The following is a 14,575-nucleotide window of genomic DNA, read 5'->3' as shown; positions in this document are numbered from 1 at the left end:
TGTCGTGGGCGAAAGCTTTCAATAATTTGATCAAAAGGTCAAATTTTTTCTGCGCCTGCTCAGAAACAAAAAAGGCCGGCTTTCGCCGGCCTTTTCCGCGTCATGAGAAAGACGATTACATGCCCTTGACCTTGTTCATGATCGCGTCGGTCCAGGCGCCTTCCGGCCGGGCCGTGATCACCGGGTCCGAACCGCCGGCAAGCAGCGAGTCGACCGTCGTCTCGGCCGCAGCCGTATCGAGCGTTCCGTCGGAATCGCCGATGAGCTTGCAGATCTCGCCGGTCATGCGCACCTGGTGCTCCTCGGTCTGGGCGCCGGTCGCGTCGTTCTCAAGCACGATCTCGGCCGCTTCCTGCTGGTTCTCGCAGGCATATTCCCAGCCGCGCATCGAGGCCGCAACGAACCGCGCCAGCTTGTCGGCCATCGCCTCGTCGGCAAGGCTTTCCTCGAGCACGTAGATGCCGTCTTCCAGCGTCGCAACGCCCTGGTCGGTATAGTTGAAGACGACCAGATCGTCCGGCGAGAAGCCCGCATCGATGACCTGCCAGTACTCGTTGTAGGTCATGGTCGACACGCAGTCGGCCTGCTCCTGGATCAGCGGATCGACGTTGAAGCCCTGCTTGAGCACCTCGACGCCGTCATCGCCGCCCTCGGTCGGAATGCCGAGCTGGCTCATCCAGGACAGGAACGGGAACTCGTTGCCGAAAAACCACACGCCCAGCGTCCGGCCGCGAAAGTCTTCGGGCGTCTCGATCCCGGTTTCCTTGCGGCAGGTCAGCATCATGCCCGACCGCTGGAACGGCTGGGCGATGTTGACCAGCGGAACGCCCTTCTCGCGCGCGGCGAGCGCGGCGGGCATCCATTCGATGACGACATCGGCGCCGCCGCCGGCGATCACCTGCGGCGGCGCGATGTCCGGCCCGCCCGGATTGATGGTCACGTCCAGATCGGCTTCTTCGTAAAAGCCCTTGTCTTTCGCCACATAATAGCCGGCGAACTGCGCCTGCGTGACCCATTTGAGCTGCAGCGTCAGTTCATCGGCGGCGTTGGCGGCCGATGCCGCCGTCAGCCCCATCGCCGTACCTGCGGCCAGTGCTATCCATTTGCGCATTTTGGTTCTCCCTGTTTGCTCCGTTGATTGATCGTGTCGGCACCCGTCATCCCGTTTTATGGCCGCTCGCTTCGCATGGACGGATGCCAGAATGTCACCGACCGCTCGACCAGCGCAATCGCGCCGTAGGAGAGCGAGCCGGCAAGCGCGGCGACGAATATCGTGGCCCACACCATGTCGACATTGAGCCGGCCCACTTCCGCCGAAATGCGGAAGCCCATGCCGACAATGGGTGTGCCGAAAAACTCTGCGACGATCGCACCGATCAGCGCAAGCGTCGAATTGATCTTCAAGGCGTTGAAGATGAACGGCATCGCCGCCGGCAGCCGCAGCTTGATGAGCGACTGCGTGCGCGTCGACGCATAGGTGTGCATCAGATCGCGCTCCATGTGCCCGGCCGCATCCAGGCCGGCGACCGTGTTCACCAGCATCGGAAAAAAGGTCATCACGACGACCACGGCGGCCTTGGACTGCCAGTCGAAGCCGAACCACATCACCATGATCGGCGCGATGCCGACGATGGGCAGCGCGGAGACGAGATTGCCGATCGGCATCACGCCGGCCTTCCAGAAGCGCGAGCGGTCGACGAGGACGGCGACGAGAAAGCCGAGCGAGCAGCCGATCAGATAGCCCGAGACGACGCCCTTGAGATAGGTCTGCTGGAAATCGGCCCAGAGCGTCGGCACTGACGAAATGATGCGCTCCCAGATCATCGATGGCGGCGGCAGGATGACGGTCGGCACGCCGAAGCCGCGTGTGATCCCTTCCCAGAGCGCCAGGATCGCCGCGCCGAACAGCACCGGGATGGCGAGATTGACAAGCGTGACCATCGGCCCGCGTTCGGGCCGCAGGGCGGCGAGCCTTGTGTTGGCATACCAGGCCGCCAGCCAGAAGACGATCGCGGCAATGAGGATGGCCGTGTTGGTCACGCCCGCGCCTCCCTGACGCCCATGCGGCGGTTGAGCCAGCCGCCAATCCAGCCGATCAGCCCGACGAGCAGCCCGGCCAGCACAGCGGCGACGATCAGCGCCGACCAGATCTGCACGGTCTGGCCGTAATAGGACCCGGCCAGAAGCCGCGCGCCCAGGCCCGCCACCGCGCCGGTCGGCAGTTCGCCGACGATCGCGCCGACGAGGCTGGCGGCGATGCCGATCTTCATCGAGGTGAACAGGAACGGCACCGAGGACGGCCAGCGCAGCTTCCAGAAGGTCTGCGCCCGGTTGGCTGAGTAAGTGTGCATCAGGTCCATGTGCATGGTTTCGGGCGAACGGAGCCCCTTCACCATGCCGACCGCCACCGGAAAGAAGCTCAGATAGGTCGAGATCAGCGCCTTGGGCAGAAGGCCGGTCACGCCGACCGAATTGAAGACAACGATGATCATCGGCGCCAGCGCCAGGATCGGGATCGTCTGCGAGGTGATGATCCAGGGCATCATCGACTTGTCGAGGACGCGCGAATGCACGATGCCGACGGCCAGAAGGATGCCGAGCGCGGTGCCCATCATGAAGCCGAGCAGCGTCGCCGACAGCGTCACCCATGCGTGGTAGATCAGGCTGCGCTTGGAGGTGATGTTCTTTTCGACCGTCGTTTCCCAGATTTCCACCGCCACCTGGTGCGGCGCCGGCAGCACCGGCCGCTGCTGGCTCATGGTCTTGGGCAGGATTTCGGCGAAGCCGATCGTCTCGCCGGCCCGCTCGGCGGCGTTGCGCTCGAACGGGGCGTTGAGGATCACCGCGAACGCATACCAGACCGCGATGATCGCCGCGACGACGGTGAGGATGGGCAGGATGCGGGTGCGGATCATGATGGCGCTGCCCCCGTCGAAGAGCCAAACCCCCACCCTTCATCCCTCCCCACAAGGGGGAGGGAAGAGATCAACGCCGTGCTCATTTCTGCACGATCAAACCTGGCTCGCAAACCGGCGAGGTCGCGAGGTGCCGATGTCCTCCCTCCCCCTTGTGGGGAGGGATGAAGGGTGGGGGTATACGCCGCCCTGCCCTCACTCATAGGCATGCCCCGCAGCCAGCCCTTCGCGCACTTGATGGGCGATCTTCAGAAACTGAGGCGTTTCGCGCACCTCCAGCGGCCGCTCGTCGCCCAGATCGCAATCGATCACCTCGTGGATGCGGCCCGGCCGGGGGCTCATCACCACGATCTTGGTGGAGAGATACACCGCCTCGGGAATCGAGTGCGTGACGAAGACGATGGTCTTGTGCGTCGCCGCCCACAACTTCAGCAGCTGCACATTGAGATGGTCGCGCACGATCTCATCGAGCGCGCCGAACGGCTCGTCCATCAGCAGCATGTCCGGCTGCACGGCGAGCGCGCGGGCAATCGAGGCGCGCTGCTGCATGCCGCCCGACAATTGCCAGGGAAACTTCTTCTCGAACCCGGCCAGATCGACCAGTTCGAGATTTTCGCTGACGCGCCTGTCGCGCTCGGCCCTGTCGAGACCCATCACTTCGAGCGGCAGGCCGACATTGTCGGCGATGGATCGCCACGGAAACAAAGCGGCGGCCTGAAACACATAGCCATAGGCGCGCTTCAGCCGCGCCTCGTGCGGCGTCAATCCGTTGACCGTGATCGTCCCGCCGGTCGGGTGTTCAAGATCGGCGATGACGCGCAGCAGCGTGGTCTTGCCGCAGCCCGAGGGGCCGATCAGCGAGACGAATTCGCCCTTTTCGATATCGAGCGAGATGTCCGACAGCGCATGCACCGGCCCGTCATTGGTCTCAAAGACAAGATCGAGGCTGTCGGCGGAGATGACCGTTTCGGATTGCGGGGATGGCGAAAGCATCGGAGCCGGTCAGACCCCGCTTGCCGGAATGCCGGTGCGCTCGATCTTGCGCGGGGCGGTCAGTTCCTTCCAGGTCGACAGCGCGGTGTTGACCGGGTTGTTCGGCGGACGCTCGACGAACTGGCCATGGCCCTCCTCGGTGCGCACCTCGCCATCGTGGACGGCCACCTTGCCGCGGGTGAGCGTGAAGCGCGGCAGGCCCTTCACATGCTTGCCCTCGAAGACGTTGTAGTCGATGGCCGACTGCTGGCTGTCGGCGGAGATGGTCTTTTCCTTGTAGGGGTCCCAGACGACGATGTCGGCGTCCGCACCCTCGAGGATCGCGCCTTTCCTGGGATAGACGTTCAAAATCTTGGCGATGTTGGTCGAGGTGACGGCGACGAACTCGTTCATCGTCAGCCGGCCGGTGTTGACGCCATGGGTCCACAGCATCGGCATCCGGTCCTCGAGCCCGCCCGTGCCGTTCGGAATCTGCGTGAAATCGCCGACGCCGTTGCGCTTCTGCTCGGTGGTGAAGGCGCAATGGTCGGTGGCAACGACCGACAGCGAGCCCGACGACAGCCCGTTCCAAAGCGAATCCTGGTGTTGCTTGTTGCGGAAGGGCGGGCTCATGACGCGCCGCGCCGCATGGTCCCAGTCCTTGTCGAAATATTCGCTCTCATCGAGCGTCAGATGCTGGATCAGCGGTTCGCCATAGACGCGCTTGCCGGCCATCCGGGCCCGGCGGATCGCCTCGTGCGCGTCCTCGCAGGAGGTGTGGACGATGTAGACCGGCACGCCCGCCATGTCGGCGATCATGATCGCGCGATTGGTGGCTTCCCCTTCCACCTGCGGCGGCCGCGAATAGGCGTGGCCTTCGGGGCCATCATTGCCCTCGGCGAGCAGCTTCGCCTGCAGATCGGCGACGACATCGCCGTTTTCGGCGTGCACCAGGGGCAGCGCGCCCAGTTCCGCGCAGCGGCGGAACGAAGCGAACATCTCGTCATCGTTCACCATCAGCGCGCCCTTGTAGGCCATGAAGTGCTTGAAGGTGTTGATGCCGCGCTTGGTGATGTCCTCCATCTCGTTGAACACCTGCTCGCCCCACCAGGTGATCGCCATGTGGAACGAGTAGTCGCAATTGGCGCGGGTCGACTTGTTGTCCCAGCGCTGCAGCGCCTCCAGCAGCGACTGTTCGGGGTTGGGCAGGCAGAAATCGACCACCATCGTCGTGCCGCCGGCGAGCGCGGCGCGGGTGCCGGACTCAAAGTCGTCCGACGAATAGGTGCCCATGAACGGCATTTCGAGATGCACATGCGGGTCGATGCCGCCGGGCATGACGTAGCAGCCGGTCGCATCCAGTTCCTCGCCACCCGACAGGTTCTGCCCGATCTCGGCGATGACCCCGTTTTCGACCTTCACATCGGCCTTGTAGGTCCGGTCGGCGGTGACGATGGTGCCGTTCTTGATGATGGTGGTCATGCGGGTTCACTCCTGGCTTGGCGCAAGGGCGTAGAGGTTGAGATGTGTGGCAAGCGCAATGTCAATCTCACGCATCTGGTTCGGTTCAACTTCACCGATCACGCGGCGCGTTTCCAGTTGCGGGATCGTGACGATCTTTTCGGTCTGAACCCAGCTTTTGCGCTTCAAACCGTTTCTCGTGGTCGGCTCTATCGGGACGCGCAGCGCAGAACCCTCTGACGGCTCCGACGTGACCAAACAAAGCGTCAAACTGTCGAAATGGTCTGTGCTCGCATCCGATTGGATGACCACGGCAGGTCGAACCTTATTGTATGCGCGTGAAGCAACCATCAGGACAATCGTACCGCGCTTTACCATTCGTAGTTTGGTTCATCATCGAGCATGTCGTCCAGAAGCGCATCGAGGAGCTCCAGCGTTCCGTCGCGTTCATCAGCCGCGCGGATGATTTCGCCTTCGCGCTTCCATTCCTCCTCGGTCAAACTCAACCGATGAGCGGTGACAGTTTCATACTTGCGTTCTTTCGGGTCCATGTCCGGCTCCTCGGCGAACAGCCTATCACGCGCAAAAGGTGGCGACGATGGCGCCGTTCTTGATGATGGTGGTGGTCATCCGTACCCCCTCAATTGTTTATTCGGTGAGCCATGGCGGCCACGTTCACCCCACAATCTCCGCCTTTTCCATCACCGCGTGGAACAGGACGTCGGCGCCGGCCTTGGCCCATTCCTTGGTGATGTCCTCGGCCTCATTGTGCGACAGCCCGTCGACGCAGGGGCACATGACCATGGCGGTCGGCGCGACGCGGTTGATCCAGCAGGCATCGTGTCCGGCCCCCGAAATGATGTCCATGTGCGAATAACCGAGCCGCTCGGCCGCTTCGCGGATCATCCGCACACATTCCTCATCGAAGGCGGGCGGGTCGAACTGGCCGACGATCTCGGCTTCGAACGCGACGCCGATATGCTCGCAGAGCTTGGGCGCCTGGGCCATCAGCCGCTCGACCATCGCGTTCAGCGTGTCGAGTTCATGGCTCCGAAAATCGACCGTGAACACCACCTTGCCCGGAATGATGTTGCGCGAATTGGGATACACATCGACATGGCCGATCGCACCGACCGCGTTGGGCGCGTTCGACATGGCGATGTCATGGACCAGCTCGGTGATCTGCGCGAGACCCCTACCCGCATTCTTGCGCATCGGCATCGGCGTCGAGCCGGTGTGGCTTTCCTTGCCGGTCACCGTGCACTCGATCCACCTCAGGCCCTGTCCGTGCGTGACAACGCCGATGTCCTTGCCTTCGGCCTCGAGGATCGGCCCCTGCTCGATATGCAGCTCGAAAAACGCATGCATCTTGCGGTCGCCGACTTTCTCCTCGCCCTTCCAGCCGATCCGTTCCAACTCGTCGCCGAATTTCTTGCCCTCGGCGTCGGTGTGTCCGTAGACATCGGCCTGGTCGAGCACGCCGGCAAACACGCCAGATGCCATCATCGCCGGTGCGAAGCGCGTGCCTTCCTCGTTGGTCCAGTTGGTGACGACGATCGGGTGTTTGGTCGTGATGTCGAGATCGTTCATCGTGCGGACGATCTCGAGCCCGGCCAGAACGCCCAGGACGCCATCATAGCGCCCGCCCGTCGGCTGGGTGTCCAGGTGCGATCCCACATAGACCGGCAGCGCGTCGGGGTCGGTGCCCTCGCGCCGCATGAACATGGTGCCCATCTGATCGACACCCATCGTCAGGCCGGCATCCTCGCACCATTTCTGAAACAGGCGGCGGCCTTCGGCGTCCTCGTCGGTCACGGTCTGGCGGTTGGAGCCGCCCGCAATGCCCGGGCCGATCTCGGCCATGGCGTGGATCGAATCCCACAGCCGGTCGCCATTGATTCGAAGGTTCTCGCCGGGTGCTGCGGGCATGTCGCGCTCCTGTCCTCTTTTATGCCGGGAAGGTGAACACCGCGCCGTCCTTGATCCCTTCGGGCCAGCGCTGGGTGATCGTCTTCAGGCGCGTGTAGAAGCGAACGCCCTCCGGCCCGTAGATCGAATGGTCGCCGAACAGCGACCGCTTCCAGCCGCCGAACGAATGATAGGCCACCGGCACCGGGATCGGCACGTTGACGCCGACCATGCCGACCTCGATCCGGTCGCAGAAGTCGCGTGCCGTGTCGCCGTCGCGGGTGAAGATCGCGGTGCCGTTGCCATATTCGTGGGCGTCGATCATCGCGGTCGCCTCGTCATAGGTCTTGGCGCGCACGACCGACAGCACCGGCCCGAAAATCTCTTCCTTGTAGATCGTCATGTCGGTGGTCACGCGGTCGAACAGCGTGCCGCCGACGAAATAGCCGTCCTCATAGCCCTGCAGCGAGAAGCCGCGCCCGTCGACGACCAGATCGGCGCCTTCCTCGACGCCCTTGTCGATGTAGCCAAGCACACGCTCCTGCGCGTCCTTGGTCACCAGCGGCCCCATGTCCGCGTCCGCGTCGGTCGACGGGCCGATCTTCAGGCTCTCGACGCGCGGCTTGAGGCGCTCGACCAGCGCGTCGGCGGTCTTTTCGCCCACCGGAACGGCAACCGAGATCGCCATGCAGCGCTCGCCGGCCGAGCCGTAGCCGGCGCCCATCAGCGCGTCGGCCGCCTTGTCCATGTCCGCGTCCGGCATCACCACCATGTGGTTCTTGGCGCCCCCCAGCGCCTGAACCCTTTTGCCGGCCGCGGTCCCCCGCGAATAGACATACTGCGCGATCGGCGTCGAGCCGACGAACGAGACCGCCTTGATGTCGGGATGATCGAGGATCGCATCGACGACGACCTTGTCGCCATGGACGACATTGAGCACACCGTCCGGGAAGCCGGCCTCGCGAAACAGGTCATAGACCAGCATCGGCGCGGACGGGTCGCGCTCGGACGGCTTGAGGATGAAGGTGTTGCCGCAGGCGACCGCCACCGGATACATCCAGAGCGGCACCATGGCCGGAAAATTGAACGGCGTGATGCCGGCACAGACGCCAAGCGGCTGCCGGTCCGAGAATGTATCGACGGACGGGCCGACATTGCGGGAGAATTCGCCTTTCAGAAGATGCGGAATGCCGCAGGCGAACTCGACGACTTCGATGCCGCGCGCCACTTCGCCCAGCGCATCGTCATGGGTCTTGCCGTGCTCGCGCGAGATCGCACGCGCGATGTCGGCGGCCCGGGCGTCGAGCAGTTCCTTGAACTTGAACAAGAAACGCGCCCGCTTGAGCGGCGGCATCGCGGCCCAGCCGGGCAGCGCGGCCTTGGCCGCTTGAACCGCCGCATCCAGTTCGTCGACCGTCGACAGCGGCAGTTCGGCGACCGGCTCGCCGGTTGCGGGATTGAAGACGGGCTGGCGCCGCGTCGATGCCGAAGGCGCCGGCGCGCCACCGATCGCGTTGTGAATGATCTCGTTGGCAGCGCTCATGGGTCACCTTGGCAGACTTGGAAAATTCTTGACTAACTGGTCAAATTTGGACGCTATGGGAGCGATTGACCATGGTCAAGACGGTATTTAAATTGATCAAAAACATCAACTTTTAATCATTGCAGGGGCGGAAATTGGCTCAAAGCGCAGCAAGGTCCAATGGCGGCAAGCAGAGCCGTATCCAGACCGAAAACCGTGCCCTGATCATGCAGGCCGCCCTCGATGTCTTTTCGACCGACGGCTATCGCGGCGCCACCGTCGACCGCATCGCCGAGCGTGCCGGCATGTCCAAGACCAACCTGCTCTATTACTACCCCTCCAAGGAGGAGATCTACCGTTCGGCCATCGAGCAGACGGTCGAAGCCTGGCTCGATCCGTTCGATGCGATCGATCCGGACGGCGACCCGATCGAGGAACTGCGCCGCTACATCACCGTCAAGCTGAAGATGTCGGACCAGAACCCGGAAGCCTCACGGCTGTTCGCCAATGAGGTCCAGCGCGGTGCGCCGCTCGTCGGCGAGTTCCTGTCGACACGGCTCAAGGCGCTGGTCGACGAAAAGGTCGCCGTCATCCGCACCTGGATCGACCAGGGCCGGCTCGCGCCGGTCGACCCCTACCACCTGATCTTCACCATCTGGGCGACGACCCAGCACTATGCCGATTTCGAGGTGCAGGTTCAGGCTATCCTGGGCAAGCAGGCCAAAAAGCCCGGCTTCAGCGAGCAGGTCGCCCATGCGGTGCTGTCGATCCTGCTGAACGGGATCAGGCCGCGGTAGGTGGCGGGCGCCCCGCCTCCCCCTTGAGGGGAGGCACGCGAAACCGAGCTTGCGCTGGTTGAGCGGGTGGGGGTGACAGTCAAAGGCCGCAGCTGACATAGGCCCCCACCCGGCTCTGCCTCGCTTGGCTCGGCACTCGCCGACCTCCCCTCAAGGGGGAGGTTGGAACGCCGTCAGAAAAACGCCTGCAATCCGGTCTGGGCGCGGCCAAGGATCAGCGCGTGCACGTCGTGCGTGCCTTCATAGGTGTTGACGGTTTCAAGGTTGGCCATGTGGCGGAACACCTGGAACTCCTCGGAGATGCCGTTGCCGCCATGCATGTCGCGCGCCATGCGCGCCACATCGAGCGCCTTGCCGCAATTGTTGCGCTTGACCAGTGAGATCATCTCCGGCGCCGCCTCGCCCTCGTCCAGCAGCCGCCCGACCCGCAATGAGCCTTGCAGGCCCAGCGCGATCTCGGTCTGCATGTCGGCAAGCTTCTTCTGGAAGAGCTGCGTCTGCGCCAGCGGCTTTCCGAACTGTTTCCGGTCGAGCCCGTATTGCCGTGCCGCGTGCCAGCAGAATTCGGCGGCGCCCATCACGCCCCAGGAAATGCCGAAACGCGCCCGGTTGAGGCAGCCGAACGGGCCTTTCAGCCCTTCGACATGCGGCAGCAGCGCATCCTCGCCCACCTCGACATTGTCCATGACGATCTCACCGGTGATCGAGGCGCGCAGGGACAGCTTGCCGCCGATCTTGGGCGCCGACAGCCCTTTCAGCCCCTTTTCGAGCACGAAGCCGCGGATCTTGCCGCCATGGGCTTCCGATTTCGCCCAGACCACGAACACGTCGGCGATCGGCGCGTTGGAGATCCACATTTTCGAACCCGACAGCGCATAGCCATCGGCGGTCTTTCTGGCGACGGTCTTCATCCCGCCCGGATCGGAGCCGGCGTCCGGCTCGGTCAGGCCGAAACAACCGATCCATTCGCCCGAAGCCAGCTTCGGCAGATATTTCGTCCGCTGCTCCTCCGAGCCGTAGGCGTGGATCGGATACATGACGAGCGAGGATTGCACGCTCATCATCGACCGGTAGCCTGAATCCACCCGCTCGATCTCGCGGGCGACAAGCCCGTAGGAGACATAGCCCGCGCCGACACCGCCATACTCTTCCGGGATTGTCACGCCCAGAAGCCCCATCTCACCCATCTCGGCGAAGATCGACGGATCGGTCGTCTCCTCGCGATAGGCGTCGATCACGCGCGGCTGCAGCCGGTCGGCGGCATAGGAGCGCGCCGCATCGCGGATCATCCGCTCATCGTCGGTCAGTTGGTCCTCGAGCCGGAACGCATCTTCCCAGTCGAACGGTGAAAGGTCGGGTTTGGCGGGCTGGAGCATCGGCGGAACCCCGTGGTTTTGGCGATTTGCCTCCACCTAGACCCGCCGCACCCGACCGCGCAATACCCCTCCCACATGGATGGCACACCGGCCATGCATGGCGCGGCAGGTTCACACGAACCGGTTGACGATGTTCTCGAGCCGCTCCTGCCTGCCCGAACGCGGTTGGGGGTCGATCGGCCGGTCCCGCACGCATTCTTCGCAATGTTCGAGCGTGGCGTGATTCAACAGCGCCCGGGAGTCGTCCGTATCCCAGCCCGAATACCGCTCGGCGCGCAGCCGCTCCAACGTGCCGTCTTCGAGCATCGCCACCGCCGATTTGAGTGCCTTGGCGCACACATCCATGCCGCCCACATGCGCCGCGATCAGGTCTTCGGGATCGAGCGACTGGCGGCGGAGTTTCGCGTCGAAATTCGTGCCGCCCGTGGTGAAACCGCCCGCCTTGAGAATTTCGTAATAGGCGAGCGTCACCTCCGGCCCGTTGTTCGGAAACTGATCGGTGTCCCAGCCGGACTGGTAGTCGTTCCGGTTCATGTCGATCGAACCGAAAATGCCGAGCGCCGTGGCAAGCGCAATCTCGTGCTCGAACGAATGACCGGCGAGGATCGCGTGTCCCTGCTCGATATTGACCTTGATCTCGTCTTCCAGCCCGTGGCGCTTCAGGAAACCGAAGACCGTCGCGACGTCATAATCGTACTGGTGCTTGGTCGGCTCCTGCGGCTTGGGCTCGATCAGGATCGTGCCGTCAAAACCGATCCTGTGCTTGTATTCGACCACCATGTTCATGAACCGGCCAAGCTGGGCGTCCTCGCGCGCAAGGTCGGTGTTCAAAAGCGTCTCATAGCCCTCCCGGCCGCCCCACAAGACATAGTTTGCGCCGCCGAGCTTGTGCGTCGCATCCATGCAGGTCTTCACCGTCGCCGCCGCGAAAGCGAAAACGTCCGGATCGGGGTTGGTGGCCGCGCCGGCCATGTAGCGCCGGTGCGAGAACAGGTTCGCCGTGCCCCAGAGCAGCTTTGTGCCGACCGCCTCCATCTTGGCGCCAATATAGTCGACCATCTCCTCAAGGTTGGCCGTATTGCCGGCAAACCCGTCGCCCTCGGGGCGGATATCGGCATCGTGGAAACAGAAGAACGGCTGGCCGAGGATCGCAAACATCTCGAAGGCCACGTCGGCTTTCAGCTTGGCCAACTCCATCGTGTCGCCGAACCATGGCCGCTCGAATGTCTGGCCTCCGAACGGATCGCCGCCCGGCCAGGCAAACGAATGCCACCAAGCGACCGCGAACCGCAAATGGTCTTCCAGCCGTTTGCCCATCACCACTTCGTCCGCATTGTAGTGGCGGTAAGCCAGCGGGTTGGCGCCGTCCGGTCCCTCGTACCGGATCGGCTCGATTCCTTTGAAGAAGTCGCTCATCACAGCATCCTCGTCTGGGCATAGGCGGTTTGATAGCGCACATGGGCGCCGGCGAACGCGTCGGCCAGCGCCGCATCGGGATCAACCGTCTTGGCGATCGGTGGCGGGTTCAGGCCCGACGCATCGAGATCGCCGGCAGCCATCATCGCAAGGCGCGCGGCGCCAAACGCGCCGCCGAAATCGCCGGCGACCGGTACGTCGATCGGCACTGCCAGCGATGTCGCCAGCGCCTTGAGCCAGTAGTCCGATTTGGCGCCGCCGCCGACAGCCAGAAGCCGGTCGAACCGGGTGCCCGTCGCAGCCAGCGCGTCGCGGCAGTCGCGTACGGCATGAACGACCCCTTCGAGCACGGCGCGGGTGACCGCGTCGCGGTCGCTGGCATGCTCGAGCCCGATGAGCGCGCCACGCACGGCGGCGTCATTGTGCGGTGTGCGCTCGCCGCCAAGATAGGGCAGGAACAGCGTCCGGCCCGGCGCGGCGAGATCGCCGAGCGCGCCGGTCAGCGCGGCGGGATCATCGCCCACAAGCAATGCATACCAGTTGAGCGCGTCGGTCGCGGACAGGATCACCCCCATCTGGTGCCAGGTACGGGGTAATGCGTGACAGAATGTGTGGACTGCGGTCTCCGGCGCCGGCGCATAGGCATCGCATGCCGCAAACAGCACGCCCGACGTGCCCAGCGACACGAACGCCTCGCCTGCCTCAGTAACGCCGGCGCCGATCGCCGACGCGGCATTGTCGCCGCCGCCGCCTGCGACGACACAGTCTCCAGACAAGCCCCACCGGTCCATGATCTCGGCGCGCAGCTTGCCCGTCACATCGCTTCCGTCGACCAGTGCCGGCATGTGGATCATGCCCAAACCCGTCTTGGCCAGAAGTCTTTTCGACCAGACGCGCTTGCCCGTGTCGAGCCACGCCGTTCCGGCCGAATCCGACTTGTCGGAATGATAGCCGCCCGTCAGCCACAGGCGCAGATAGTCCTTCGGCAGCAGCACCTTGGCAATGCGTTCGAAAATGTCGGGTTCATTGTCGCGCACCCAGGCGACCTTGGGCGCGGTGAATCCGGGAAAGACGATGTTGCCCGTCACCGCGCGGAACTCGGGATCGGCATCCATCGCCGCCGCCTGTTCGTGGCTGCGCGTGTCGTTCCACAGCATGCAGGGCCGCAAGACGGCATCGGACGCGTCCAGCAGCGTCGCCCCGTGCATCTGGCCCGAAAGGCCGATCGCCCGCACGGCGGACAGGTCGTGCGCCTTGGCAAGTTGATCGAGAACGCTTTCGGCTGCAGCCAGCCAGTCGCTCGGCGCCTGCTCCGACCAGCCCGGATGGGGGCGCGACACGGTCAGCGCCTCATGCGCCTCGCCGACGACCGACTGGCGCTCGTCGATGACCAGCCCCTTGAGGCCGGACGTGCCCAGGTCGAGACCGATATACATCACGCTGCCATTTGCGGCTTTTTGCCGGCGATGATCATCGCCAGAATGTCATCGACCGAGACCGAGTCCACATCGACGACGCCGACCAGTTCGCCATTCTTCATCACTGCCGCCCGGTCGCACAGTTCCTTGACCTGGTGCACATCGTGATCGATCAGGAAGATGCCCAGACCCTGTCGCTTCAACTCGTCGATCAGGTCGGCGACCATGCGCGTTTCCTGCGGCCCGAGCGCGGCGGTCGGCTCGTCCATGATCAGGATCCTGGCGTTGAAATAGACCGCGCGGGCGATCGCCACCGACTGGCGCTGGCCGCCCGAAAGCGCCGAGACCGGCGCGGAGAACTTCTGGAAGTTCGGATTGAGCCGGCCCATGATCTGACGGGTTTCGGCCTCCATGCGCGCATCGTCGACAAGCCCCACCGGCGTTGTCAGCTCGCGGCCCAGAAACAGGTTCGAGGCGGCGTCCAGATTGTCGGCAAGCGCCAGCGTCTGGTAGATGGTCTCGATGTTGTAGCGCCGCGCATCGCGCGGATTGTTGATCGCCGCCTTGTCGCCATTGATGAAGATCTCGCCCGCATCCATCCGGTAGGCGCCCGAAAGGCATTTGATCAGCGTCGACTTGCCGGCGCCATTGTGGCCGAGAAGCCCGACCACCTCGCCCGGAAACAGATCGACGGAGACGTGGTTGACAGCCTTGATGCCGCCGAAGGCGATCGAGATGTCGCGCATCTCCACAAGCGGCGTGCCGGAACGATCGATCGTGTCGGCCATGG

At 63.9% G+C, this 14,575-nt stretch carries 14 protein-coding genes; 1 reads left to right on the top strand and 13 read right to left on the bottom strand.

The features are described 5' to 3' along the window. Nucleotides 1–115: 115 nt before the first annotated feature. The 9 genes from DEM25_RS16525 to DEM25_RS16485 all read right to left on the bottom strand — a co-directional run bounded on the left by DEM25_RS16525 (nt 116) and on the right by DEM25_RS16485 (nt 8,799). The gene (locus DEM25_RS16525) at nt 116–1,111 is read right to left on the bottom strand and encodes an ABC transporter substrate-binding protein (protein ID WP_109768429.1); all 996 of its coding nucleotides are present in this window, start codon (nt 1,109–1,111) and stop codon (nt 116–118) included. A gap of 56 nt (nt 1,112–1,167) precedes the next feature. After that, nucleotides 1,168–2,040 carry an ABC transporter permease gene (locus DEM25_RS16520; RefSeq protein WP_245412955.1) on the bottom strand — a complete coding sequence of 291 codons (873 nt, stop codon included), beginning with the start codon at nt 2,038–2,040 and terminating at the stop codon, nt 1,168–1,170. Beyond that, nucleotides 2,037–2,915: an ABC transporter permease gene (locus DEM25_RS16515; protein WP_109768471.1), complete on the bottom strand. Its 879-nt coding sequence runs from the start codon at nt 2,913–2,915 to the stop codon at nt 2,037–2,039. Before DEM25_RS16515 ends, DEM25_RS16520 begins: the two co-directional genes overlap by 4 nt. A 195-nt stretch (nt 2,916–3,110) precedes the next feature. Continuing rightward, on the bottom strand, nt 3,111–3,908 hold the full coding sequence (locus DEM25_RS16510) for an ABC transporter ATP-binding protein (protein WP_109768430.1): 798 nt from the start codon (nt 3,906–3,908) through the stop codon (nt 3,111–3,113). A 9-nt stretch (nt 3,909–3,917) separates the two neighbouring features. Next, nucleotides 3,918–5,369, bottom strand: a complete 1,452-nt coding sequence (gene hydA, locus DEM25_RS16505; RefSeq protein ID WP_109768431.1) for a dihydropyrimidinase — start codon at nt 5,367–5,369, stop codon at nt 3,918–3,920. A 6-nt stretch (nt 5,370–5,375) separates the two neighbouring features. Beyond that, nucleotides 5,376–5,726, bottom strand: a complete 351-nt coding sequence (locus DEM25_RS16500) for a type II toxin-antitoxin system PemK/MazF family toxin (protein ID WP_109768432.1) — start codon at nt 5,724–5,726, stop codon at nt 5,376–5,378. Next, entirely contained in the window at nt 5,720–5,899 is a 180-nt protein-coding gene (locus DEM25_RS16495) for a hypothetical protein (protein ID WP_120222791.1), read from the bottom strand. Before DEM25_RS16495 ends, DEM25_RS16500 begins: the two co-directional genes overlap by 7 nt. A 124-nt stretch (nt 5,900–6,023) precedes the next feature. Then, nucleotides 6,024–7,277, bottom strand: a complete 1,254-nt coding sequence (locus tag DEM25_RS16490) for a Zn-dependent hydrolase (RefSeq protein ID WP_109768433.1) — start codon at nt 7,275–7,277, stop codon at nt 6,024–6,026. Between the two features lie 19 nt (nt 7,278–7,296). After that, nucleotides 7,297–8,799 carry a CoA-acylating methylmalonate-semialdehyde dehydrogenase gene (locus tag DEM25_RS16485; protein WP_109768434.1) on the bottom strand — a complete coding sequence of 501 codons (1,503 nt, stop codon included), beginning with the start codon at nt 8,797–8,799 and terminating at the stop codon, nt 7,297–7,299. Between the two features lie 134 nt (nt 8,800–8,933). Between DEM25_RS16485 and DEM25_RS16480 the strand changes: the two genes are divergently transcribed. Then, nucleotides 8,934–9,575, top strand: coding sequence for a TetR family transcriptional regulator C-terminal domain-containing protein (locus DEM25_RS16480; RefSeq protein WP_375565565.1), 642 nt, complete (start codon nt 8,934–8,936; stop codon nt 9,573–9,575). A gap of 173 nt (nt 9,576–9,748) precedes the next feature. On the opposite strand, the gene DEM25_RS16475 is transcribed toward DEM25_RS16480, so the two are convergent. The 4 genes from DEM25_RS16475 to DEM25_RS16460 form a co-directional block, all read right to left on the bottom strand. Then, a complete protein-coding gene (locus DEM25_RS16475; RefSeq protein WP_109768473.1) occupies nt 9,749–10,951 on the bottom strand; it encodes an acyl-CoA dehydrogenase in 1,203 nt (400 codons plus the stop codon). A 111-nt stretch (nt 10,952–11,062) separates the two neighbouring features. After that, a complete protein-coding gene (gene xylA / locus DEM25_RS16470; protein ID WP_109768435.1) occupies nt 11,063–12,367 on the bottom strand; it encodes a xylose isomerase in 1,305 nt (434 codons plus the stop codon). After that, nucleotides 12,367–13,803, bottom strand: a complete 1,437-nt coding sequence (gene xylB, locus DEM25_RS16465; RefSeq protein WP_109768436.1) for a xylulokinase — start codon at nt 13,801–13,803, stop codon at nt 12,367–12,369. Before xylB ends, xylA begins: the two co-directional genes overlap by 1 nt. Next, nucleotides 13,803–14,573 carry an ATP-binding cassette domain-containing protein gene (locus tag DEM25_RS16460; protein WP_109768437.1) on the bottom strand — a complete coding sequence of 257 codons (771 nt, stop codon included), beginning with the start codon at nt 14,571–14,573 and terminating at the stop codon, nt 13,803–13,805. The genes xylB and DEM25_RS16460 overlap by 1 nt, the downstream gene beginning before the upstream one ends. Nucleotides 14,574–14,575: the final 2 nt, after the last annotated feature.

The organism is Oceaniradius stylonematis (assembly GCF_003149475.2).
Lineage (GTDB): Bacteria > Pseudomonadota > Alphaproteobacteria > Rhizobiales > Rhizobiaceae > Roseitalea > Roseitalea stylonematis.
This window is presented reverse-complemented; position numbering and strand designations above follow the sequence as displayed.